Origin of the sequence: Nocardia sp. NBC_00881, assembly GCF_045207455.1 — a bacterium.
In the GTDB taxonomy this organism is placed as follows: Bacteria; Actinomycetota; Actinomycetes; order Mycobacteriales; family Mycobacteriaceae; genus Nocardia.
The window spans coordinates 4,200,915-4,223,946 of sequence record NZ_CP108798.1 but is presented as its reverse complement, the minus strand read 5'-3'; the positions used below and the strand labels follow the sequence as shown (position 1 = coordinate 4,223,946).

26 protein-coding genes are annotated in these 23,032 nt (G+C 65.8%); 16 read left to right on the top strand and 10 right to left on the bottom strand.

What is annotated here, in order from left to right; all coding sequences use genetic code 11:
• Nucleotides 1–4 precede the first annotated feature (4 nt).
• Nucleotides 5–1,753, bottom strand: coding sequence for a DEAD/DEAH box helicase (locus tag OH799_RS17635; protein ID WP_406282211.1), 1,749 nt, complete (start codon nt 1,751–1,753; stop codon nt 5–7).
• Between the two features lie 600 nt (nt 1,754–2,353).
• On the opposite strand from OH799_RS17635, the gene OH799_RS17630 reads away from it, so the two are divergent.
• A complete protein-coding gene (locus tag OH799_RS17630) occupies nt 2,354–2,521 on the top strand; it encodes a hypothetical protein (RefSeq protein WP_406265075.1) in 168 nt (55 codons plus the stop codon).
• 27 nt (nt 2,522–2,548) lie between these two features.
• Nucleotides 2,549–3,250, top strand: coding sequence for a ferritin-like fold-containing protein (locus tag OH799_RS17625; protein ID WP_406265072.1), 702 nt, complete (start codon nt 2,549–2,551; stop codon nt 3,248–3,250).
• A gap of 78 nt (nt 3,251–3,328) precedes the next feature.
• Here OH799_RS17625 and OH799_RS17620 read toward each other — a convergent pair whose 3' ends face one another.
• Nucleotides 3,329–4,165, bottom strand: coding sequence for a helix-turn-helix domain-containing protein (locus OH799_RS17620; protein ID WP_406265070.1), 837 nt, complete (start codon nt 4,163–4,165; stop codon nt 3,329–3,331).
• Nucleotides 4,166–4,267: 102 nt separating this feature from the next.
• Here OH799_RS17620 and OH799_RS17615 point away from each other — a divergent pair, with 102 nt between their 5' ends.
• Together OH799_RS17615 and OH799_RS17610 are read left to right on the top strand one after the other, a co-directional pair.
• A complete protein-coding gene (locus OH799_RS17615) occupies nt 4,268–4,819 on the top strand; it encodes a YceI family protein (protein ID WP_406265067.1) in 552 nt (183 codons plus the stop codon).
• A gap of 271 nt (nt 4,820–5,090) precedes the next feature.
• Nucleotides 5,091–5,318, top strand: a complete 228-nt coding sequence (locus OH799_RS17610; RefSeq protein ID WP_357266914.1) for a DUF3107 domain-containing protein — start codon at nt 5,091–5,093, stop codon at nt 5,316–5,318.
• Nucleotides 5,319–5,397: 79 nt separating this feature from the next.
• On the opposite strand, the gene OH799_RS17605 is transcribed toward OH799_RS17610, so the two are convergent.
• Nucleotides 5,398–6,063: a TetR/AcrR family transcriptional regulator gene (locus OH799_RS17605; protein ID WP_357266911.1), complete on the bottom strand. Its 666-nt coding sequence runs from the start codon at nt 6,061–6,063 to the stop codon at nt 5,398–5,400.
• A gap of 283 nt (nt 6,064–6,346) precedes the next feature.
• On the opposite strand from OH799_RS17605, the gene OH799_RS17600 reads away from it, so the two are divergent.
• The 7 genes from OH799_RS17600 to OH799_RS17570 all read left to right on the top strand — a co-directional run bounded on the left by OH799_RS17600 (nt 6,347) and on the right by OH799_RS17570 (nt 15,262).
• Nucleotides 6,347–7,525, top strand: a complete 1,179-nt coding sequence (locus tag OH799_RS17600) for a DUF3152 domain-containing protein (protein WP_406265063.1) — start codon at nt 6,347–6,349, stop codon at nt 7,523–7,525.
• Nucleotides 7,526–7,729: 204 nt separating this feature from the next.
• Nucleotides 7,730–8,914: an adenylyltransferase/sulfurtransferase MoeZ gene (gene moeZ, locus OH799_RS17595; RefSeq protein WP_406265060.1), complete on the top strand. Its 1,185-nt coding sequence runs from the start codon at nt 7,730–7,732 to the stop codon at nt 8,912–8,914.
• Nucleotides 8,915–9,226: 312 nt separating this feature from the next.
• Nucleotides 9,227–10,078 carry a TIGR02569 family protein gene (locus OH799_RS17590; RefSeq protein WP_406265057.1) on the top strand — a complete coding sequence of 284 codons (852 nt, stop codon included), beginning with the start codon at nt 9,227–9,229 and terminating at the stop codon, nt 10,076–10,078.
• Nucleotides 10,079–10,250: 172 nt separating this feature from the next.
• Nucleotides 10,251–12,143, top strand: coding sequence for an SCO2524 family protein (locus OH799_RS17585; protein ID WP_406265055.1), 1,893 nt, complete (start codon nt 10,251–10,253; stop codon nt 12,141–12,143).
• 4 nt (nt 12,144–12,147) lie between these two features.
• Nucleotides 12,148–13,059 (top strand): SCO2523 family variant P-loop protein, encoded by a 912-nt coding sequence (locus OH799_RS17580; RefSeq protein WP_406265052.1) that lies wholly within the window; start codon nt 12,148–12,150, stop codon nt 13,057–13,059.
• A gap of 54 nt (nt 13,060–13,113) precedes the next feature.
• Entirely contained in the window at nt 13,114–14,127 is a 1,014-nt protein-coding gene (locus OH799_RS17575) for an SCO2522 family protein (RefSeq protein ID WP_406265051.1), read from the top strand.
• Nucleotide 14,128: 1 nt separating this feature from the next.
• Complete coding sequence (locus tag OH799_RS17570; protein WP_406265048.1) at nt 14,129–15,262, top strand: SCO2521 family protein; 1,134 nt, start codon at nt 14,129–14,131, stop codon at nt 15,260–15,262.
• A 12-nt stretch (nt 15,263–15,274) separates the two neighbouring features.
• On the opposite strand, the gene OH799_RS17565 is transcribed toward OH799_RS17570, so the two are convergent.
• From OH799_RS17565 to OH799_RS17535, 7 genes are all read right to left on the bottom strand, one after another.
• A complete protein-coding gene (locus OH799_RS17565; RefSeq protein ID WP_406281672.1) occupies nt 15,275–16,141 on the bottom strand; it encodes a hypothetical protein in 867 nt (288 codons plus the stop codon).
• 99 nt (nt 16,142–16,240) lie between these two features.
• Nucleotides 16,241–16,780, bottom strand: a complete 540-nt coding sequence (locus tag OH799_RS17560; RefSeq protein ID WP_406281669.1) for a GNAT family N-acetyltransferase — start codon at nt 16,778–16,780, stop codon at nt 16,241–16,243.
• A gap of 109 nt (nt 16,781–16,889) precedes the next feature.
• The gene (locus OH799_RS17555; RefSeq protein WP_406281666.1) at nt 16,890–17,366 is read right to left on the bottom strand and encodes a hypothetical protein; all 477 of its coding nucleotides are present in this window, start codon (nt 17,364–17,366) and stop codon (nt 16,890–16,892) included.
• A 27-nt stretch (nt 17,367–17,393) separates the two neighbouring features.
• Nucleotides 17,394–17,942: a hypothetical protein gene (locus tag OH799_RS17550; RefSeq protein WP_406281664.1), complete on the bottom strand. Its 549-nt coding sequence runs from the start codon at nt 17,940–17,942 to the stop codon at nt 17,394–17,396.
• Nucleotides 17,943–18,209: 267 nt separating this feature from the next.
• A complete protein-coding gene (locus OH799_RS17545) occupies nt 18,210–18,473 on the bottom strand; it encodes a hypothetical protein (RefSeq protein WP_406281661.1) in 264 nt (87 codons plus the stop codon).
• Nucleotides 18,474–18,524: 51 nt separating this feature from the next.
• The gene (locus OH799_RS17540; protein WP_406281658.1) at nt 18,525–18,848 is read right to left on the bottom strand and encodes a hypothetical protein; all 324 of its coding nucleotides are present in this window, start codon (nt 18,846–18,848) and stop codon (nt 18,525–18,527) included.
• A complete protein-coding gene (locus OH799_RS17535) occupies nt 18,845–19,255 on the bottom strand; it encodes a hypothetical protein (RefSeq protein WP_406281655.1) in 411 nt (136 codons plus the stop codon). Before OH799_RS17535 ends, OH799_RS17540 begins: the two co-directional genes overlap by 4 nt.
• Nucleotides 19,256–19,416: 161 nt before the next feature.
• Here OH799_RS17535 and OH799_RS17530 point away from each other — a divergent pair, with 161 nt between their 5' ends.
• From OH799_RS17530 to OH799_RS17510, 5 genes are all read left to right on the top strand, one after another.
• Nucleotides 19,417–20,295 carry a helix-turn-helix domain-containing protein gene (locus tag OH799_RS17530; RefSeq protein ID WP_406281652.1) on the top strand — a complete coding sequence of 293 codons (879 nt, stop codon included), beginning with the start codon at nt 19,417–19,419 and terminating at the stop codon, nt 20,293–20,295.
• A complete protein-coding gene (locus tag OH799_RS17525) occupies nt 20,292–20,504 on the top strand; it encodes a DUF397 domain-containing protein (RefSeq protein ID WP_406281649.1) in 213 nt (70 codons plus the stop codon). The genes OH799_RS17530 and OH799_RS17525 overlap by 4 nt, the downstream gene beginning before the upstream one ends.
• Nucleotides 20,505–20,727: 223 nt before the next feature.
• Complete coding sequence (locus OH799_RS17520; RefSeq protein WP_406281646.1) at nt 20,728–21,252, top strand: DUF3558 domain-containing protein; 525 nt, start codon at nt 20,728–20,730, stop codon at nt 21,250–21,252.
• A 15-nt stretch (nt 21,253–21,267) separates the two neighbouring features.
• A complete protein-coding gene (locus OH799_RS17515) occupies nt 21,268–21,651 on the top strand; it encodes a hypothetical protein (protein ID WP_406281643.1) in 384 nt (127 codons plus the stop codon).
• Entirely contained in the window at nt 21,651–22,937 is a 1,287-nt protein-coding gene (locus OH799_RS17510) for a hypothetical protein (protein WP_406281640.1), read from the top strand. The genes OH799_RS17515 and OH799_RS17510 overlap by 1 nt, the downstream gene beginning before the upstream one ends.
• Nucleotides 22,938–23,032 lie beyond the last annotated feature (95 nt).

Sequence of the window (23,032 nt, the reverse complement as noted above, 5' to 3'; positions counted from 1 at the left end):
CGGATCAGACCGACGCGGCCGCCGTGGTCTCGGCCGTGCTCGTGGCGCCCTCGGTCGCCTCGCCCTCGGCGGCCTTGCGCCGCCTTCGCCTGCGGCGTGCGGGTTTGTCCGCCGACTCGGCGTCGCCCTCGCCGCTGTCGGGCGGGGTGTCGGCCTCGGTGCCCTCCGCCGCATTGTCCGAGGAGCCGTTGTCCATGGCGCCTTCGGCGGGCTTACGGCGCCTGCGCCTGCGGCGTGCGGGTTTGTCGGCCGACTCGGCGTCGGGGGACGTTTCCGCCACCGGTCCGGCTTCGTCGCCGGTGGTCGCGTCGCCGGCGCCGTTCGGTTCGGCGCTGTCGATCGGCTGACCGGCGCGGGTGCGCCTGCGGTTGCGCTTGCGCGGTGCACGGTCGGGGCGCTCCACCACGACCCCGTCCGGGTCGCGTTCCGGCTTGGGCTTGCGGATCATGCCGCTCACACCCTCCGGAATACCGAGGTCCGAGTACAGGTGCGGCGAGCGCGAATACGTCTCGACCGGATCGGGGATACCGAGGCCGAGTGCGGTGTTGATCGCGGACCAGCGGTTCAGCTCGTCCCAGTCGATCAGCGTCACCGCGACGCCGGTGCGGCCGGCCCGGCCGGTGCGGCCGATCCGGTGCACGTAGGTCTTCTCGTCCTCCGGGCACTGGTAGTTGACGACGTGCGTGACGTCGTCGATGTCGATGCCTCGAGCGGCGACGTCGGTCGCGACCAGCACGTCGATGGCGCCCTTGCGGAATTTGGTCAGCGCCTTCTCACGGGCGATCTGACCGAGATCGCCGTGCACCGCGCCGACCGCGAAACCGCGCTCGGCCAGCTCGTCGGCCACCTTCTGCGCGGTGCGTTTGGTGCGTGTGAAGACCATCGTGGCGCCCCGGCTCTCGGCTTGCAGCACGCGGGCGACCAACTCGCTCTTGTCCAGCGCATGTGCGCGGTAGACGAACTGCGCGGTGCGGTCGTGCACGGCGGAGTCGTGCGGCTCCTCGGCCCGGATGTGCGTCGGGCGAGTCAGGAAGGTGCGTGCCAGCGTGATGATAGGGCCGGGCATGGTCGCCGAGAACAGCATGGTCTGGCGCTTGTCCGGGACCATGCCGAGAATGCGCTCGATGTCGGGAAGGAACCCGAGGTCGAGCATCTCGTCGGCCTCGTCGAGCACGAGCACGCCGATCTTGCCGAGAATCAGGTGTTGCTGGTCGGCGAGGTCCAGCAGTCGGCCCGGGGTGCCGACCACCACGTCGACGCCTGAGCGCAGTGCCGCGATCTGCGCTTCGTAGGGTCGGCCGCCGTAGATGGACGCGACACGCAGCGGGCCCTGGTGATTGCTCAGGTATTTGCCCGCGTTGTCCAGATCCTGCGTGACCTGGATGCAGAGCTCCCTGGTCGGCACGATGATGAGCGCTCGCGGCGTGCCGTCCAGGGGGGTGGTGCCGGATTGGGCGGTCGCGATCCGGTGCAGCAGCGGCACACCGAATCCGAAGGTTTTTCCCATGCCGGTGCGGGCCTGACCGATGAGATCCTCACCGCCGAGCGCCAGTGGGAGGGTCAGTTCTTGAATGGCGAAAGTACGTTCGATGCCGATCTCGCCGAGCGCGCGGACGATTTCCTCGCGAACTCCTAATTCGGCGAAAGTCGGGGCGGTATGCGTTGCGTCCAGTTCGGCCGTCAACAGGGTGTCCGCCAGTCCGGGTTCCTGATCGACTGTGATCTTGCTCAGGGTTCGTGCCTTCCTCGTAATCGCGTCACACGCGCACGAGGTGGGGCGGGCCGGGCGGCCCGCGACAACCACGTCTCCGCCTGCGATACTCACCCGGCCACGCTCTGGATGTCGGCGCCGGCCATAAAAACGGCGGCTACCTGGAAAGACATCGGCGCGGCGCACTGGTGACGCGGATCTGGTGCGCGCACATTTTCCTGTCCAACAAAAACCTCGCACTCGAAACCGGTCGGCGGTCGTAGCGGCGTCCCCACGATGTGCGGGCGCGGCGTCCGGCAACTCTGTCGAGCGAAACTTTCCGTTGTCCGCAGTGATTGTAGCGTGATATTGTGCGCGATTCGAATTGCCGCCACGGCGCGCTGTCCGATTTTCCGAAAACCGAAGTGCGCTTTCGTCGCGTCAGCCGTCGATGTACGCTGCGCCACATGGCAATTCATCCGGCGCGGCAAATTGGACGACCATCGAATCGCTGACCGGTGTCGGCTATTTCGGTGCCGGTGTCAAGGAGGCAGGCGTCGGGCCCGGGCGCGCGGTCGCCGGCAGACATACTTCGCGTTCCGTGCTGGGCGCCCGGCAGCGCTGAACACTTCGCCCGTCCTGCTGGTCGGCGGGCCCGCCGATGTGATCACGCCCGCCGCCGCCGTCGAGGCGGGTATCAGCGCCCTTGCCGGCGCGGCCACGGTCCGTTACGAGACGGTACCGGGCAGTCACCTCGGCATCCTGGCCGGACCGACCGCCCGCGACACGACATGGAGTTACCTCGAGAAGTTTCTGACGGAGGCCGCATGATCCGCGCGGAGTATTAGGCTGAGGCGTATGGGAGCACAGTCACCTGCCGCGCTAGGTGTTACGTCGACCGACCCAGCAAACCTCTCCATCCCCGCGAGCCATCCCGGAGTGACCGATCTGTTCGCGGTCCTCGCCTACGGTGAGATCTCCGCGTTCTATCGGCTGGCCGAGGAGGCCAAGTTGTCGCCGACGCTGCGGGGCAAGGTGGCGGCGGCGACGATGGCCGCCGCCGAGATGGAGCACTTCAAGACACTCCAGGCCGCGCTCGCTGAGCGCGGCGCCGACATCTTCGACGCCATGGTGCCGTTCGTGCGGGCGCTGGACGATTATCATGCCTCCACCGATCCCTCGACCTGGCTCGAGTCGATGGTGAAGTTCTACGTCGGCGACGGCATCGCCGCCGACTTCTACACCGAGATCGCGGGCGCGCTCACTCCCGACGTCGCCGCGGTGGTCCGCGATGTGCTCGCCGAGACAAGGCATTCGGAGTTCGTAGTCGAAGAGGTGCGTCGCGCGGTCGTCCACAATCGCTCCGAGCGTGACCGTCTCACCCTGTGGGGCAGACGCCTGCTCGGTGAGGCGATCACCCAGGCCCAGTATGTGATGGCCCAGCGCGACGAACTCACCGATCTGGTCCTCATCGCCACCGGCGACCTCAACGGCATCGCCGAGCTCTTCGAGCGGATGCAGGCCAGCCACGCCGAACGGATGGCAGTGCTCGGCATCTGATTCGCTGTGCATTCTGCTGCTGCCGTTGGATCTACGCCATGGTCTGGTCGGCAGGCGTCCCCTGCGGCGCGCAGGCGCCTACTCGTTTACCGCACGGTTGGGGACCAGCCGCAGCCCGGGCGCGTGTGTGCTGGCGCGGTCGGCGAGCCAGACGATGAGGCTCTGGTCGCGCTCGGCCTCCAAAGTCTCGAACGGCACGTCGACCGGCCCATGGACGGGATGGTCGAGGTGCAGCGTGCGGGAGATGTGGGCGCCGACCCGGTGTGGCTTCCAGCGCTGCGCGAAGTCTGGGTGGCGGCGCAGCGCATCGATCGTCTCCAGTAGTGAATCGTCGCCCGGCCAGCGGAGTTTCGCACGGGAGAGCGTGGCGGAGAAGATGTCGGCGGCCTCATCCCAGTTGCGGAAGACGCGCCGCGCCGCCGGATGCATGAAGGTGTACCAGGCAAGGTTGGGCTGTTCGTCATGGTCCAGCAGGCCGAGCGGGGCCACGAAGTCGACCCATGCCTGATTCCAGCCGAGCACGTTCAGCCGACGACCGACCACGAACGCGGGCGTGGGATGCAGGGCGCGCAGGATGGTCTCGATCGTCTCCGCTACCTGCTCCTCAGCGGATTCGCTTCCAGGACAGCGTGATTCATTGCCCGAGGCCAGGGCGAGCATGCTGAAGTGGTGGCGGTCGCCGCTGCGCAGCAGCAACGCGTCGGCCAACGCGTCGATGACCGCGACCGACGGGTTGGTGTCGCGACCCTGCTCCAGCCGGGCCAGATAGTCGGCGCTGACTCCCGCGCGGACAGCGACCTCTTCGCGGCGCAGGCCGGGTGTTCTGCGCCGTCCGCCCTCGGGCAACCCGACATCCGACGGCCGCAGTTCGGCGCGCCGGGCGATGAGGAATTCCGCGAATCCGTTCCTAGCCATGTGCCCCATCGTGCCTTTTCCTGGGATTGTTAGCCGCGCCCTGGCAAGTCCAGGATAACGGCGGTCTGGTTAACGGACCGCGGTCCGGCAATCGTCGGGAGTATGACAACCTCCTCGGAAGCCCGCACGGCCACTCAGACACTGAAAACTGGTTCGTGGGCGTTGGACACCGCGCACTCCTCGGTCGCCTTCACCATTCGTCACCTCGGCATCTCCAAGGTGCGGGGTGGATTCACCCGGTTCGAGACCGAATTCGTGGTCGACGAGTCCGGCGCCGCCACCATCGGCGCGACCATCGACCTCGACTCGTTCGACACCGGGAATCCGGATCGGGACGCGCACATTCGCACCGCCGACTTCCTCGATGTCGCCAACCGTCCCACACTCACCTTCCGCGCCGCCCGACCGGTGGCCGTCGCGGAGACCTTCGAGGTCGAGGGCGAGGCAACGCTCGGCGCGATCACCAAGCCGGTCACCCTCGAGGTCGAGTGGGGCGGGGTGCAGGACTTCGGGCCGACCGGCGACCGGCACGCGGGTTTCTCCGCGACCGGCACCATCAAGCGCACCGATTTCGGTGTCGGTGGCCCGATGCCCGGCATGCTCAGCGACACCGTGAAGATCGAGCTCGATATTCAGCTCATCGAGCCGAAGTAAGTTCTGCGGACGGCCTGCCGGGACGGTGTTCGCGAAAGGCGAACACCGTCCGGCCCGACCGGACAAAATGATCTTCGAACATCAGACGTTACGACTGATTTCGCAGGTACATGGGTAACTCGTCGGGTACACCCAGAACTGGAGCGGCCCAAACGCAGGACCTGAACGCGAATCCTGCGCCACCTGACTAGTACGGCCTGAATACTCGGAGAGGCGGACTGGCACTAGCCTGGGATCGACAACACAGGACTCTTAGGTTCGGAGGTTGGCCGTGGAGGTCAAGATCGGTATTTCGGATAGCCCGCGTGAGCTGGTGATCAACAGCGCGCAGACCCCGGAAGAGGTCGAGGCGGTGGTGTCCGGTGCGCTGAGCGGTGAAGGCGGCGTCGTGTCGCTCACCGACGAGAAGGGCCGGAAGTTCCTGATCCAGGCCTCGAAGGTCGCCTACGTCGAGATCGGTACCGCTACAGGCGGCCGCGTCGGTTTTGCCGCCGTCTGAGACCGGTCTCCGGCCCATACGTAAGGAGCCCCTGTTCCCGATCGGTGGGGAACAGGGGCTCCTTCGTCGCTGCGCTCGCTCAGCCGATCGGGTGCAGCGGCACGTGCTTGAGGCCGCCCCAGGCGAGCGAGACGGTGGTGTCGACCGCCTCCTCCTTCGGGATCGGCCGATCGGCCTCCAGCCAGTAGCGCGCCGTGAACTGGCTCGCGCCGACCAGACCGACGGCGAGGATGCGCGCACGGTACGGGTCCAGACCGGAGTCGTGCGCCACCAGGTCGAACACCGCGTCCACGCAGGCCTCGGTGGCCTGCTCGACCCGGCGCTGCACCTGCGGCTCGCTGGTCAGGTCGGACTCGAAGACCAGCCGGAAACCCTGCATCTCGTTGTCCACGAAGTCGAAGTAGGCCTGCACCGCTGCGCGCACGCGCTGGCGGTTGTCGGTGGTCGACCGCAGCGCCTGCCGCACGCTGGACACCAGCATGTCCACATAGTTCTGCAGCACCGCGAGGTACAGCTCCAGCTTGCTGCTGAAATGCTGGTACAGCACCGGTTTGCTCACGCCCGCGCACTGCGAGATCTCGTCCATGCCCGCGGCGTGGTAGCCACGCTGCACGAAGACTTCGCTTGCCGCCGCAAGTAGTTGTAGACGTCGCTCGTCGCGCGGAAGCCGGGTACCGCGTTTGGCGGGTGCCGCCGCCCCGGACGACGATCGGCGGGACGTCATCCGGTCCACGAGGTCAGTCATGTCGGCTCTCCCAGTCGATTCCCCGGCAAAAGGGATGTGCACCGGGTTATCCCATGAACGATACCCGGTAGTTGCCCGCCCGCAGCTCGGGGTCGGGCAACTCGTGCCACCCGGTGAGAATTGTCGCATCGAGGCGGCTGGCGCACTTCCCCGTCCGTGGGGACTCGTCCGCTGTGAGACTCTGGTCTATGTGTCCGACCGACCGGAAAGACCGTCCGGCGGGAGGCGCGGTGCCCGCCGCCCCGCTGGCTCCGGCGCGTCCGGTTCCGTAGTGTCGGGCCTCATGGCGAGAACCGGGCCAGACGCGCGATCGGGTGAAGCGGCTCGACCCGACGCCGCGGCAAGGTCCGGGGCCGATGGTGGATCACCAGGCCGGGGCGGTGGGTCCGGCAACCGGAAGCGCTCAGCTCGAACCACCGAAACCCTTGGGCAGCAGGCCGATTCGAACCCACCGCAGCGCGATCGCGACGGCATCGAGATCTACGATCCGCTCGGCCTGTTCAACACAGACGACCGATCACACCAACCGCTGCGTGCCCGCTGGGATCCCACCGCACCCGACGAGGGCAGAGCGCGGGGTCGCCCCGAGCGGGATGCGAAGAAGCAAAGCGCACTCGGCAGATTCGTCTCCACCTATGGCTGGCGGGCGTACGCCCTCCCGGTGCTTTTCGTGATCACCGTTCTTGTGGTCGCGGACGCGATACGCAGCACCGACACCGCGGAAGGCGCGGGCGGGGCTCCCGGACTCGGACAGCTCAGCCCGCACACCGCGACCGCGGGCGTTATCGGCGCCCCGCCGGGAGACGGACACTTTCCCACCGATCTGCCGACCGGGGCGCTGCCCGAGGGTGGTGCGTTCGCCGTGACCGGCACGGGCAGCTGGCGCGTGGTGCCGGGCAGCACCACCCAGATCGGCACCGGAACGAACGTCTTCCGCTACACCGTCGAGATCGAGGACGGCGTGGACGCCTCCGGTTTCGGCGGCGACGAGTCGTTCGCCAAAATGGTGGACTCCACCCTCGCCAATCCGAAGAGCTGGGCGCACGACCGCAAGTTCGCGTTCCGTCGGGTCGATCAGGGCGCCGCGGACTTCCGCATCTCGCTCACCTCGCGCGAATCCAGCCGCAAGGAATGCGGTTTCGACATTCCGATCGACACGTCGTGCTACAACGCCGACAGCCGCCGCGTGGTGCTCTCCGAGGTCCGCTGGGTCCGTGGGGCGCTGGCCTTCGAAGGCGACATCGGCTCGTATCGGCAGTACCAGATCAACCATGAGGTCGGCCACGCCATCGGCTACCACCACCATCAGCCGTGCGAGACCGACGGCGGACTGGCGCCGGTGATGATGCAGCAGACCTTCGGCACGTACAACAACGACATCGCCACCCTCGACCCCGACGGCGTCGTCCCGATGGACGGCAAGCGCTGCCGCTTCAACCCGTGGCCCTACCCGCGCGGGTAGGTGGTCGAATGTGCCGCGAGCGGTAGCGCTCGCAGAACACCGTCGACCTCTCCGCGCCGGGTAGGGCGGCTACCGCTGCAGGGTGGTGATGCGGGACGATGTGCGGGGAAGAACGGTTCGGTCGGCGGTGTTGCACAGGGGAGCAGCCCGTAAAGGGGCCAACTGCCGCTGCGATCGGCCAACGCGATTCGAGGAGTCCTGGACGTGTCATCACCAAAGTCTCTGCCGCCACTTGTCGAGCCGGCTGCGGAGCTGACCAGGGACGAAGTCGCCCGCTACAGTCGTCACCTGATCATCCCGGATCTGGGCGTGGACGGGCAGAAGCGGCTGAAGAACGCCAAGGTGCTGGTGATCGGCGCCGGTGGGCTGGGCTCGCCCGCCCTGCTGTACCTGGCCGCCGCGGGTGTCGGCACCCTGGGCATCGTCGAGTTCGACGAGGTGGACGCCTCCAACCTGCAGCGTCAGATCATCCATGGTGAATCCGACATCGGTCGCGCGAAGGCCGACAGCGCGCGCGATTCCATTCTGGAGATCAATTCCGGCATCGAGGTCCGGCTGCACAAGATCCGCCTGGAGCCGGACAACGCGGTCGAGCTGTTCGGCGAGTACGACCTGATCGTCGACGGCACCGACAACTTCGCCACCCGCTACCTGGTCAACGACGCCGCGGTGCTGGCGGGCAAACCTTATGTGTGGGGCTCGATCTACCGCTTCGAGGGCCAGGTCTCGGTGTTCTGGGAGGACGCGCCGGACGGCCGCGGCATCAACTACCGCGACCTGTACCCGGAGGCGCCACCGCCCGGCATGGTGCCGTCCTGCGCCGAGGGCGGCGTGCTCGGCGTGCTGTGCGCGTCGATCGGCTCGGTGATGGTCACCGAGGCGATCAAACTGATCACCGGCATCGGCGAGCCGCTGCTGGGCAGGCTGATGGTGTACGACGCACTGGACATGAACTACCGGACGATCAAGCTGCGCCGCGATCCGGAGCGTCAGCCGATCACCGAGCTGATCGACTATGAGGCGTTCTGCGGCGTGGTGTCCGAGGAGGGCCAGGTGGCCGCCGCCGGGTCCACGATCACCGCGCGTGAGCTCGAGGAGCTGATCGACGCGGGCAAGGAGATCGAGCTGATCGACGTGCGCGAGCCGGTCGAGTGGGACATCGTGCACATCGAGGGCGCCAAGCTGATCCCGAAGGACCGCATCCTGTCCGGTGAGGCGCTGTCCGAGCTGCCGCAGAACCGTCCGATCGTGTTGCACTGCAAAACCGGTATCCGCTCCGCCGAGGCGCTGGCCGCCCTCAAGCGCGCGGGCTTCTCCGACGCCACGCATCTGCAGGGCGGCATCATCGCCTGGGCCAACCAGGTCGACAAGTCGCTGCCGGTGTACTGAGCAGTGTTCGGCCGCGCGAAGCCGCGGCCGAACAACACATACGCGAACGCACAACGCGCAAGCACTGCCAATCGAAAACAGCGCAGCCAATCGAATACCGCGTGTGCCTCCGACGCAAACCGCATCGGCCAGCTCCCGGTTCCGAGCGCAGCGAGACCGAGCATTGCTCGTTCGCGGCCCGGCTCGCGTCCGAGTGGCCGCCGCGTTCGCGACGAAGTCGCCAGCGGCGGTCGCTCGGACGCGAGCCATAAGGGGGCCGCGAACACGGCGCGCCGAAGGCGCGCCAAAACCAACACAGCGTACGGTACGGCCGTGACTTCTGTGGAACCACCCGAGCACGTGCGTGCCACGTTCGGTCTGCGCGAAGTGACCCCGGTTGCGCTCGGTGACTGGGACGGTGGCTGGCGCTTAGGGGACGTGGTGCTCAGTCCGGTCGCGGATCACGCGCGCGCGGCGTGGTCGGCGAAGGTGCGCGAGACGCTGAAGGTGGACGGGCTGCGGGTGGCCCGTCCGGTGCGCGCGACCGACGGCCGCTACGTCGTGTCGGGCTGGCGGGCGGATACCTACCTGGAGGGCACCCCCGAACCGCGCCACGACGAGGTGGTGTTGTTGTCACTGCGACTGCACCAGGCCACGGCGACGCTGGAGCGGCCGCGTTTTCTCGTGCAGCCGCCGGTCGCGCCGTGGGTGGATGTGGATGTGTTCGTCGCCGCGGACCGCGCCGCCTGGGAGGCGGTGCCGCTGCGCAGCCTCCGCGCGGGCGGTGCGCTGCTGTCCACCTCTCCGGACGGCCAACGCAGCATGGAGCTGATCGGTCAGCTTGCCACGCTGCGCAAGCCGGTGCGGGCGCCCGCGCAAGTGGTGCACGGCGACCTGTTCGGTACCGTGCTGTTCGCGGGCTCCCACATGCCCGGCCTCACCGACATCACGCCGTATTGGCGGCCCGCACCGTGGGCGGCGGGCGTGATCGTGGTCGATGCGCTGGCCTGGGGCGGCGCGGACGAAGGGTTGCTCGAGCGCTGGGCGGATCTGCCGGAGTGGTCGCAGATGTTGTTGCGGGCGGTCATGTTCCGGCTCGCGGTACACGCACTGCACCCGCGCTCGACGCCTGAGGCGTTTCCTGGTCTCGCGCGCACCGCCGACATGGTGCGCCTCATGCTCTGAATTCGGAATACCTGCTGTACGGAATGGTTGTGCGCGCAGCGCGATATCGAATCGCGCGGAGCCCGACGCCGCGCCTGCCACCCGTGATAAGTTTTGCGCAGTATCGCCGCCGTGGGTCTCTGCTGGGCTGGAGGCCAGCGCGGCCCGCGACGAGGGGTGAGGACGGCGGCAGGTGAGAATTCAACCGAGGCAACAGATTCTGGATCTGTGGCGATCCGTGCTGGCCCGATCCTGGAACGGCGCCGAGTGGCGCTGGGATGGTCGCGAGCCCGCCAACTCGATCAGTGATTCCGAGCAGTTGCTGTGCCTGCTCTATCCTGCGACCGAGATCGAAAGCCTCGCAGTGGATCGTCCGGACAGCATGGCCGACGACGTTAGTTCGGTGCTCTCGCCGTTCGGCGGCCAGACGAAGATCGGCACCGTCATAGTCACGTTGCTGGAGGAGTACATCCTCCGCAACACCCAACGCTTGGGACCGGACTTCGAACCGGATAGTGCCGGCGAACCGGACGGCGAGCCCATCTTCGCCGCGGGCAGCTACCTGCGCTCGGGCGACGAGCGGGAACCCACTGCGGCGCAGCGGGGTATCGAGGTCGTCGACTCCTACTCCATGTCGCTGACACTGTGTCTCGCCGGGCTGCGCTTCCTCCGGGTCTACGAGGGCTGGGTGCGCGCGGAGGCCCGCGGCAGCCTCGCCGAACGGATCGAGAAGCTCGCCGCCAGGCTCAGCACCCGCCTCACCGCCGCGATGACCGGGCTGGTGCGCAGTTTCGTCGTCACGACCGTCGAGCCCAAATCCGATGCCGGACAAGTGATGCTGGGAATGCTCAATCAGAGCGACCTACCCGAGAAAACGGTCGCCGAGGGCATCACGCGCAGCCTGGAGCGGGTCCGGGCGCGGCTGCGCAATGACATCACGCTCGGCCAGACGCCGGACACCGAGCTCGACGACGAGGATCTGCTGTTCGAATGCGGCTGGAGCTGGGGACTGGTCCGCGAGGCCGCGCCGGTCGGCTTCGTGGACAGCGACATTGCCAGAAAACCCGGTGTCGCCGATCCGCGCCCCTACCTGTATTTCACTGTCATCGCGCTCGACGGCATCAACGACCTGATCTCCCAGCGCACCAGGGAACTGGACTTGCTCGACGAACAGCAGTATCGGCTGGCCGAGGCACTGCGCATCCGCTGGGACCTGACTCAGCGCTACTGGTCGACGGTCGCCCGATTCGGTTCCGGTTCGTGGCCGCTGGAGGATATCCCGTGGCGCACCTCCGACGGCGAGGAATCGGACTACTTCAGTCTCATCGTGTCCGCTGTACTGATCCAGGACCTGATCGCCCGAACCGCCTCCGACGACGACTTGACCAGAGCGGTATCGATTTTCGATGAACTGGCCAGGCGTGGCCGGATCATCCGCAGAACCACGCGTGACGATCCCGCGGTGGAGCTGCACGCGCCCGGCGTGCGATTGTCCTTGCGCGGCAGTGAAACCGTGGACAACGGGCCGCTGTTGCACTGGGAGGTCTCCGACTTCGCCGCAGTGCTGTTGAAGCGCACGTTGCAGGCCGCTCGTCTCTCCGGCGACATCACGGCCCGCGACCGGCTGATGGATCTGGCCAAATCGACGATGGATCATCTGGAAGCGCGAATGATCAGCTCCGGCAAGGCGTCCGGGCTCTGGGACGATCCCGCCGGCGTCTTCGGCAACGGGACGCAGCGGGAGACCGATCCGTCCTGGTACATGACAGAACGCGTGATCGAATGCCTGGTCACCGCGGACCGGACGTTCCGCGAGCCCCCGCTGACCTCCCGCGCGATGGTGGTGCGCGCGGTCGAACTGCTCAACGAGGCCGAGCACTTGCTCAACCAGGAAATGCTCGGCGTCAGTATCGAGGACTTCTCGGAGAATCGGATCACCCTGGACCGGGTGGAAGAGCACCTGGAGCAAGCCAGGCAACTGGTGGTTCGCAGACAGGCGGGCACCGCGTTCGTGCTCGCCGCCGACGCGCTACGTGAACTGCACAAACTGGCCTATGCCCGCATGGACGCGACAAGGAGCACGTAATCGCATGATCGTGTTCGCGACCTCCGACAAGGGCGGCACCGGGCGTTCGGTGACCAGCTGCAACCTCGCCTACCGTCTGTGCCTCAGTGGGATGAGCGTGGTCTATCTCGATTTCGACTTCGGTTCGCCGACCGCGGGCGCCCTGTTCGAAATCGGTTCGGTGGAGCGGGGAACTCCCGAGGGGGACGGACTGCACGAGTATCTGCTCGGGAAGAACGGCATCGCCCGGCAGATCGACGTGCGCGCCAAGACCGATCGCAGTGGCCTGCGCAAGATGCGGACCAGGACTGGACGGCTCGTACTGCTTCCTGGTGACGAAGGCGGCGCCGAGTTCGACAGTATCAACGACGAGGTGGTCAAGCGCTGCACGGAACTCCTCGTCGGCCTCGAACAGGAATTCAAGGTCTGTTTCGTGGACCTGAGCGCGGGCCGCTCGCTGGCGATGGAGCTGGTGCTGCGGGCCACAGCGGCGCCGCAGCTGGCCTCGAAGACGGTGCGGTGGCTGGTCTTCCACCGCTGGACCCGCCAGCACATCCTGGCGGCGAGCGGGTTGGTGCACGGTCCGCATGGATTGCTGGAGACCGGCGGCCAGTGGAAACACGACCCGCAGAAGCTGCTCGCAAACATTCGCTACGTGCGTACCGCGGTGCCACAATTGAACGAGATGACCGGTGGTCCCGGTGCGGCTCAGGTCAAGTGGTTACAAGAACAGAACGGAGCGTTGGTCACGCTGGCCGGGAAGAATCGGCTCGGCGCGACATCGCTGCTCGGCAAGACACCGGTGGAGCCTGTGCTGCAATGGCGCGAGCAGATCATTCTCGACGCCGATGTGGCCAACAGCATCGCCAACGAGGAGACCGCCGCCGCCTTCAACCAGCTTGCCGGTCGCCTCGTGCACGCGGCCACCTGGGAATAGATCCGAACTCGCCGCTGCTTCCGAAAGCGCCATCCTAGAAGGGTTTCGATCCCCGTGGACTACGTAGCAGGCTATAGCGAAGCGACCGAGCGTACCCGGATCGCCCAGGTTCCGTTGTCCCACCTGTCCATCGAGGTGGGGCATTTCTACATGAACGATCTCAACAACGGCGAGGAGCGCATCCGCGCACAGTTCCGCAAGGTCGCTCCGTTGGTCACGGCTTTCACCGCGGCCGCGAAGGCCGAGTTCGGGCCGCGGGCGCGGGTGAGCACCTGCTTCCTGATCGATGACTATTTTCGGCACGACACCGACCCGAGCGAGATCCTCGGCCAGTTGCTCGGCGCCGCCGCGCACTGCGGGGTGACCATCGACTATTTGGCACGCGAGGCAGGCTGCTGGGAGACGCCGTCCGGCTCGACCGGTGAGCGCCGCATCCAATTGGCCGAAATGGTCGCCGCGCGTATCGTGGCCGAGCCGCCGGAGGGCTCGACCGGGCGTCGTCCGCCCACCGCGGAGTCCGGCTGGCTGTGCAACGGGCGCCGTGCTTCCGACGACGAGCCGGGCCAGGCCATGCATCGCCTGCCGTACGAGCCGCCTGAGGAGTTCGGCAGGCGCGAGCATTCGATCTTCCTCGACGTGCAGATGTGGACCAAGCAGACCAAGAAGGTGAACGGGCGGGCGGAGGTTCACACCAAATGGTCATGCCCCTTCCTGGCCTCGATCTGGCAGCTGCTTCGGCTCGGGATGCTGCGCTACGACGGCGAACCCGTCGTGGATCCGCAGCTGTGGCGGCCGGAGGACGGCTGGCCGCAGCATTGGTGGGAGATGCCCGCTGTGGTGAAACTCAACCCGCAGGCCAAACCCTTCGCCGCCTACCGCTCGCTGTCGCTGCTGCCGCAGCGGTACCTGGGTATCGAACACGCGGTGCGGGTAATCCTCGATCACATCGATCTCGAGGAAGAAGTGGTCGATCAGGTCATCGCGCGGGGCACCGACGAGGACGTCCCGATCATGGTGCCGCGCAAGGTGACCGAGCGGATCAGCCACCTGCTGCTGGATGGATCTTGATATGGGCGAAGCATCGGACTTCGGTTCCGACCCCGATCGGCCCTCGCACGGCAGACGGCTGCGTCGGCGGCCGGCAATGCCCCGGGGCCGCCGGTCGGCCCGGCAGCCAGCCCTGGCCGGAAGGACTCCGCGCGCAGTCCCCGAAAAGTCCCCGACGCCAGCAGCTGCCGGTACCCGGCCGCTGATCCTGCTCGGTGAGGTCCGCACCTGTCTGGTGCCGGATTCGACGGCGCTGAGCCGCGACATGCTGGAGGAACTGCTCGCGCTGATTCCCGGCGAAAAGATGCCGTGGCGCGAGCGGCCGACGACGCTGGCCACTTCGCCGACCATCGCGGTCGGGGTCGATTGTCAGCTGGCCACCCGGCCGCGCGGCGGCGTCCGAGCGGTCGGGACGGTGGCCACCAACGCGGTGGTTGTCGGTGGACGGGTGCTGCAGAGTTCGGCGCACACCACGGTCGTTCCCGCCGAGACACGTCAGCGGCAGACCTGGGCGCACTATCTGACCCGAGTCGGGGTGATGGAGGTGATCTCGAAGGTCACCGACTCGACCGGCGGTGAGCTGGCCGACTGTTTCCTCGCCCCGGGCGAGCAGCCCGACGGCACCTTGGATCTGGCCTCGATCAGTCAGCGGCTGCTCGCCAGGATCCGGATGGACATGGGGCTCGATCAGCATGCGCCGATGCAGACGCGGACGGCGCGCCTGCGCTGGGCCGCGCGAATCGCCGACGTGCCGCAGCCGATCCTGAGGTTCCAGTTGCAGGACGAACTGGTGCGCACCGTGCTGGTGACGGTGCACGACGAGTCGGAACTCGCGGTAGCGCGCCGTTTCTGCGAGGATCTCGCGTTGCACGACTGGCTGCTGACGGTCGCCCGCGCGGTAGTCGAGGAGGCCGATCTCCACCCGCCGTCCAGCACGGAATCGGCCGAAATCATCGCGCCGCTGCTCACGCATCTGGCACACCTCTGGATGCCTGGTGCGCACACGCCTGGGGTGCTGCGCGGCCTATGGGAACAAGTGGAGCGCAACCCTGGCTTCACCCGGGAATGGCAGGCGCAGGTGGGTCAGCTGCGCGACCGGATGTCGGCGGCGACCCTTGCTGCCATGCGCCCCTCCAAGATAAACACACCGGATTGAGCTCAGGTCCGGTCACAGCCGGAACCATCGGCGGACGAGTAGCGCGAAAAACACGGAGGTGGAGACGATCCCGGCGTACGACTCGATGAGGAGCAAGACGTGCCCGGCCCGGCTGACCTTTTCGATATCGCCGAGGCCGAGCGGATTGAGGAAGTTGATCAGGCACATGTGCAGCGACGTGGTGATCGGAATGGGCGTGCTCAGCCACAGCGCGACGGTGAACACGAGCAGTAGTGCGGCGATCCAGACGAGCAGCCGGAACGGCCGGTAGCCGTAGCCACACATCAGGTCCGAGGCCCAGCCGGCGCTCCGGCGCCAGGCCGGATAGATCGCCGTCCTGCGCGCTCTGGCCAGCGCGAGGCCGCAGCGGTCCTGCGCGTCGATGTCTTCATTGAGTGCGTGCAGACCCGAGGCGCGCAGAAAAGCCATGGCCGCGTGCCCGGGGAGAAACGTCTTGGCCTTCTGACCGGGCAACTCGGCCGAGAGGAGGCGATGGCCGAGCTGCTCGTAGGTGTCGGCCAGCCGCATGTTCTGGGTGCGGCTGAGGCGTAGCGGGCCGCGTAGCTCGACCTCCGCGGCCAGCAGCGCCATCAGCAGTTCGATGTGCGCCCGCTGCAGGACCTCATCCATTGCGGTGGTGGTGTCGTCGGCCGCCGCGTAGATGTCGGAGAAGAGCAGGCTGTCGCCACGATGCTTGATCTTCGAATGATCGAAGGCGGTGACCACCTTTTCGACGTGATTGTTGAACGAATCCAGGAGCGGCTTCTCGTCCGGCCGTCTGGTCCTGGCAGTCAACTCGTCCAGGTAGTCCGCGACTTCCTGGGCGTATCCCGTGGCGTGCTGATCGATCCAGATGTCGGGTGAATTCCCGAACTGCACGTGGGTGACCGGATCTTCGAATTCGGTAATGGGTGTTCCTCCCCCCGGGCCTGCGCAACAAAGCGCCGTGATACCCACCATAGCAACGGAATTCGTCGACTACTCCGAGCTCGGACCGCGCTTGTGCCAGACGTCCGAGGTCGGATCGGTGATCGACCGTGTGCCGGGACGGTTCTGGATTCGGCGAACCAGAACGTCGCGCGGCTCGCCGGCGCCGAAGTAGCGCTCTTCGTGTCCGGCCCAGACGAATCCGGAATTCTTGTACAGGTTCGACGCCGATCGATCGGTGGGCCGGACGGTGAGGAACACCTCGTCCACTCGGGCCACCCGGCAGCGGGCCAGCGCGCCGTCCAGCAGCGCCCGTCCGTAGCCGCGGCCACGGCATTGTGGCGCGACCGCGAGGCCGATCACCCAGGCGCACTGCGGCGAGCCGAGCGCCACCATCGCATAGCCGCAGACCGTGCCGTCGAGATCACCGACCACCCACTGCGTTCCGTGCAGATCGAAGAGCTGGCGCAACGCGAAGTATGGGTAGGCCAGGTCCGCGAACTCCGTCTGCTCGAGTGTGGCGATATCCGCGAGATCGTCCAGCAGCGCAGACCGGAACACTGGTGTCCCAAGTCTTTTCGCGATGTTCACATCCTCACCTCTCCACCCCGGCGTGAGTCCGGCTTCCAGAGTAGAGCGCTCGTGTGGTTCCGGGGTGGAGACGGCCGAAGCCATACATGCAGAGGCGTGCGGGTGGCCATCAGCGGGCGGACCGGCTGGCCGGCTGGAACCTGAAGGAGATGGCTTCCACGAGCGGTGTGCGCTGGGTCTTCTGCACGGCCGCGACCCGCCACCGGCAGTCGTCGCGGACGATGGTGTAGGTCGCGCGTTCAGAATTCGAGTTCGGACCAGGAAATGGCGATCGGCCGCCACGGACATCCTGGTACGGGGTTTCGAGACACCGGTGGATGAGGAAGTCGGGAGTCAGAAAGTCGGACTTGCCGCTACGGCCGAGGAAAATATTCGTCTCCGTCGTGACGCGCCAGCAATGCTGCGTGTGCTCCGACATGTCGTTCCTGGCGCAGCGGCGCAAGGCGTTCCACATCAGATTCTGCGCGAACGCCACCTCGGCATCCCGCGCCCCGCGACCGGCAAGGCCACCGCCACCGAACGCCTGGCCACCGCTTACGAATCCACACTTGCCCAGCAACACTCCTAACCGCGGATCCGACGCCACAGGTAAGAAGGCGTCAGTTCAGTATCCTCATGGCGTCCGTAGCCGGGCTATGGTGGCGTGATTGCCGTCCGGGTCCAGCGTTATCGCCGCCGCCCAAACGTGCGCCGCGACGGCACGCTGATCGAACAGGGCGATCCAGGTGTCGGTGGACTTGCGTGTGTCGTTGACCCAGGTGGGTGTCGGCCCCAGATCCGGTAGGTGTGCGTAGGTCAGTGCGGTGTACGAGCGACCGCGGGCATCGAAAATCGTTGCCGCGCACATCTCGTCGGCCCCGGCGCGTTCGTTCAGCCTGCCCGCCCTTGCCGCCTGTATCGCGTCCTCGGGCACACCGTCGGATCCGCTGAACATCTCGCCGACCGTCCGGTACGCCAACCCGAACCCCCACAGGCGGCCGGGGAGTCTCCGCATCAGCCATTCGGCCGAATCCAGGATCGGTGAGCGCTCGGCGTCGGGATCGAGCACTATCGCGGTGTGGGCCATCTCTTGTGTGACGAGGTTGTCCGCACCGGCGAAGCCCCAGAAATGAATGGTGTCGAAATTCGGGTCGGCCGTATCGGTGTTGCGTTCGGCCATCATGGCCCTGAGTATCGCGTCGATCGTGGCACGGGGCGGGTATCGGATAGTGGACCATGTCGGCGTCGGCGTTTGCAGTGCTTTCGAATTGTGCCGCAGTCGATTACGTCGCTTGGACATTTCCCCTCTTTCGGGTAGGCAACCCGCATCAGTTCGCTGGTGCGGTCAGGCGATTCGGCCGCCGCGTGCGGCGGGTGGAGTAGGACGGGGTAGGTCTGCGGTTCTGACGAGTGGCACACCACGGAGGGGCCTACTCGCGTTATGGCGCAGTCACGTGCCACTCGTCGGGCGGCGGGCGCCGCTTGGGGGCAGCAACGCCTCCCAGAATTGGGCGCGTACCGCGTCCCACAGCCGGAAGTGGCGCGGGAACCACTCCCGCACCTGAGCGAGATCCGGTAACGCACGTTCGTCGAATGCGACGAATCCGCACTGCCCCAACGGAATCGGGACAGTGTCGCCGTTATTGCGCAGTCGGTAGGCGGACGTGGGGTCGGCGTCGTCGCGAAAGAACAGGATTTCGATGCGATGCCCCACCAGTCGCCACCCCGCGTGTGTGTTTCCGATCGTGGTCCGACGCAACCGTTTTCACCCCCAGAACGGTTCCGGTGGTGTGGCCGAATCCGACAGCCGTTTCAGCACCTCTTGCCACGTGTGCGCGACCGGGCTCCGGTCGGCGCGGCCGGGCTCATCCGGCGGCGGGAACTGCACGCCGCGCGCGGCGGCGCGTTCGCGCGGGCTCACCGTCTGCGGCGTGAGCCGTCCCGCCGATCCCAGCGTGCGATACGCCGCCGCATTCCACACACACCGCTCGGCCCGCCAGACCCGATGCACCCGCATCTGCTCATGTGCCAGCCACACATCGGTGTGGCCGCAGACCTCGGGCGGGGTGAGCAGAGCATCCTGGTTCATCGCTCCACCACCTTCGCAACGGTGTGAGTTGGTGAGGTGACCCGTGCCCACGTGCCCGGCGGGCACACCGTCTCCAGGTCGAAGTCCTCGCAGACCCGTCCGGGCTGGTCATCGACTTGGGCCAGGTCGAAGACCACGATCGCGGCCACGCCCAACCCGGCCGCCACAGCCAGCACGAACCCGATCGGATCGGCGTTGTCGCCAGGGGGAGTGACGGTGTACACGTACTGATAGCCCAATGAGCGGGCGTGCCGCTGGACGGCGACCGCGTGCCGGGGCGCATGGAGGCCCGACACGTCGGCCCGCACAAACCCCACGGCCTTCGGTTGGGCGCGGGTATCGGGCGAAATCGGTTCTGCCAATTGCGTTTGCGAACGTTCGAAGTTCTCTTTCGTGTCGTCGGACATGCCCTTATGCTGCGGAGTGTGCTGATGAAGGCGGACTCGAAATCGCCGGAGCACGGCAATCCATGCGTACGCCCTGAGAGTTTCCCGAGTTCGGTGCACGACGACTCTCGCCGTGGGAAAACGCAGGTCGCATCGTGAGAACAAGGGGAGGACACAGCGGAGTGGTGGGTACGAAGTCAGACCTCAGCAGGACGACGCTGCCGCGTCGCCAGCTGGGCCGGGCGCTGCGCGACGCGCGCCAGGCCAGCGGCCACACCCTCGAACAAGTAGCCGAAGTTCTGGAGATCAGCCGGTCCACACTCAGTCGGCTCGAACTCGGCCAGAACGAGAAGGTCAAGGTTCGGGATGTCGAATTCATCTGCCAGTACTATGGACTTTCGGAAGACCGGACAGAGTATCTGACGTCGCTTGTAGTACAGGCCAGTACGAAGGTGTGGTGGCAGGACTACCGGCACCTGATTCGACCGGGATTCAACACGTATCTCCAATTGGAAGTTGCGGCAACCGAATTGCACTTCTTCCAATCGCTTGTCATACCTGGGCTTTTGCAAACTGCCGACTACGCACGTATCACTGAAGAAGCTTTCCTGCCAACCGATACGCCAGCGGAGATCGACCGTCGGGTTTCCTTGCGAATGCAACGCGCGGCAATGCTTACTCGTAGACACAGACCACTTCGAGTCGAGTTCGTGTTGCACGAAACGGTTCTGTGCGCCCTCGTCGGGTCTGGTCGGATCATGTCCCTGCAACTTCGCCATCTTGCCGACATTGGTATGCGAGACAACGTTTCGATTCGAATCGTTCCGTTCAGGGCTGGTCTCCCGACCGGCGGCGCAGTGCCGCCGTACATCATCATAGACTTCCCGCACAATGAGCCGTCCGTTGTCTACACCGAAGGCGCGATAGGGACAATTATTTTCGAGGAGGACGACGACGTGAAGCGTTTCCGGTCGATTCACGAAAAGATCCGGTGCGCTGCATTGGAAGAACAACCATCCAGGGACCTGCTTCGAAATATAGCAAGGAGATATGAACAGTGACTATCGACCTATCCGGCGCCCGGTGGTTCAAGTCGAGCCGCAGCCAAGGTGGCGAGGCGTGTGTCGAGATCGCGTGGCTCGATGCTGGTCAAGTGGGGGTTCGTGATTCGAAGAATCCGTCCGGTCCGGCATTGGTGTTCGCGCCGGCCGAGTGGGATTTTTTCGCCGCTGGTGTAAAGGGCGGAGAGTTCCATAGGCCAGTCGTCTAATCGCAGGCGATTGGTCTCGGAAGTAGCGAAGGAGTATGGCGGATGAGCATCGACCTATCCGCCCGAGCCACGTGACGTGCCGTTACCGGAAACCCTCATTGAGGTGCCCGTCCTTCCATGCGCCACGGTCGCAGTATGACGGCTGAGTCGCGGCCAAGTCAGATCGGCGAGTTGTCTGCTAGAGTTGCCGCAATCTGAGCCGTCACGGGTCGAGAGGGTGGGGATGGTTCGCCGAATCACGTTGATGCTGCTTGGTTTCCTACTTGTGTTGGGTTCCGTTGGGTGTGGGGACACCATGAGCGGGTCAGCCACAACAAGCACGACTGCGGTCAAGGCCCTGTTCAATCCGTGCACCGGGATTCCCGATGATGCGTTGCAGGCTGCGGGGGTTGATCCAGGAACCGAGGAGGCCGGTATTGCGGGGGTTCACCAATCCGGCTGGGAGATCTGTAACTGGGATGGACCCAAGTACTTCATCACGGTTTTTTCCACCGGTCGCACGGTTACGGAGTTCGAGCATAAGCCTGGAAACGTAAATTTTGAGGATGTGACGGTCGCAGGCCGTCGAGGTCGGCAGTTCAGGGTCGAGGGCGCATCGAAGTATCTCGATTGTGATGTCCTATTTCCCGCGTCCCAGGGGGTCGTGCAATTGAAGATTCTAAACCGGGCTGGGATGGATGGCCTCGAGGACCCGTGCACAGTCCTGTATCGCGTTGGCGTGTCTATTGTGCCTGCACTACCGCAATGATCAGGGAGGGATCATATGAGTGAGGACAATGCGACCCTGTGGGGTCGGCTTGCCAGCCGGGCTCGGAGCGAGGAGCTGTACCTCGATGACGAGAACGCTGCATACCAGTGCGCGAAGGCATGTGACGATCGGATCGCCGATCTGCAAGCAATACGCAGATTTACTGCTGTTACCCAGAATGTCTCAGGTTTCGGTGATTTCAAGATGGCGGATAACCTGATCAAGAAATTCCTGAAACAGGCTACCGGCGAGGATCATTCGATCGACCAGGTAATCAACGAACACATCGAAACCGTGAAGAACATGCGTGAGGTCATGGCGATCTCGTTCAAGCGCATCACCGGTCGCGACATCGAGAACGCGGCACAGATCGCGAATACCACCGAGCAGGTGAGCTAATGGGTAATCCGTTCAGTAACCCGGCGGTCGAGGACCTGAGTTTGACAGTGCTGCGGAATGTCACGGACTGGATCTTCCACGTGCAGCCCGATGCCGATCCGTACGCTGTGCAGGACACATACAACCGGCAGCGGGACGACGTGCGCAGCAGGGCTGCCGGGCTCGGCTTCCAGGGAGAATTCCGGCCGAGGGAAGTTCTCGATGCGGACGAGTTCGAAAGGCACGACGTCAGGACGCTGCGCAGTAAGGTCGATCAGATCGATCTGCAGGCGGTCAGCGACCTGGTGTCCGCGTGGAACACCATCGCCGATCGGCATCAGACTTCACTGGATACTTTCACCACGGCGATGGCTCGGGCCACCGATGAGAGTGTGTGGCGTGGCGAAGCGCGCGACGCGGCGGCGAGCGGCGTCCGTGACTACGCCGATCAAGGCGCGCAGGTCACGAATGCGGCCCGGCTGACCAGCAGCAAGTTGGCCGAATTGCAGACCGGGTTGGAACCGACCAAACAACTGGTCCCGCACGCACCGGAACATCGCAGCGGAGTGGATAACGCGATCGGCCTTCTGGCCGGGCGCAGCTGGCGCAACGATGATGTCGCCGAGCACAATTCGAAGACCGAGGCATTGCGGGTGCTGCGGACCGTGTACGCCCCGGTCGTGATGGAGTCCGATACCAATGTGCCTGTGATACCCCGTCCGGCGCCCGCCACGAATCCGGGCGGGAATCCGGCCGGTGCCGACAATGGAAGCAACACCGGTGACACGAATACCGGTAGCGGAAATCCATCGGGCACACCATCCCCCGGCTCGAATCCTCTCGGCACAGACTCCTCTGACGACTCGACCACTCCTTCGAGTACCCAGCCCACGGACGTCGGGACACCACAGTCGACCAGCTCCGATCCCGCGTCTACGACACCGGCTTCGACCACCCCCGCCTCAACCACCACGTCCAGCACCGCTGGCAACCCGCATCTCGGCACGCCGGGCAGCCCCGGAAGTCCCACCGGGCCGGGTGCTCCGGTGCCAAGCCCGGGTCGTTCGATTCCGGGCACACCGAACAACTCCAGCGCGACCGCGGCCGCCGCGCGGTCAGGAACCGCTCCTGGCCGCCCCGGCATGGGCGGCATGCCGGGCGGAACGGGACCTGGTGCGCGCGGCGGCAAGTCCGATGACGAATCCAGCAAGGGCATTCCGGACTACCTGGTCACTCAGGAACACGGAGATGAGCTCACCGGGCTGGATAACATGCCCAAGGCGGTGCCGCCGGTCATCGGCGAATAACCCGGCACGATAGGGACATTTCCATGCCCGAAGTGCGGAGATTACCGTTCATCTCGTTCGAATTACGAACCCTATGGGAGTCCGCTGGCCGCGAC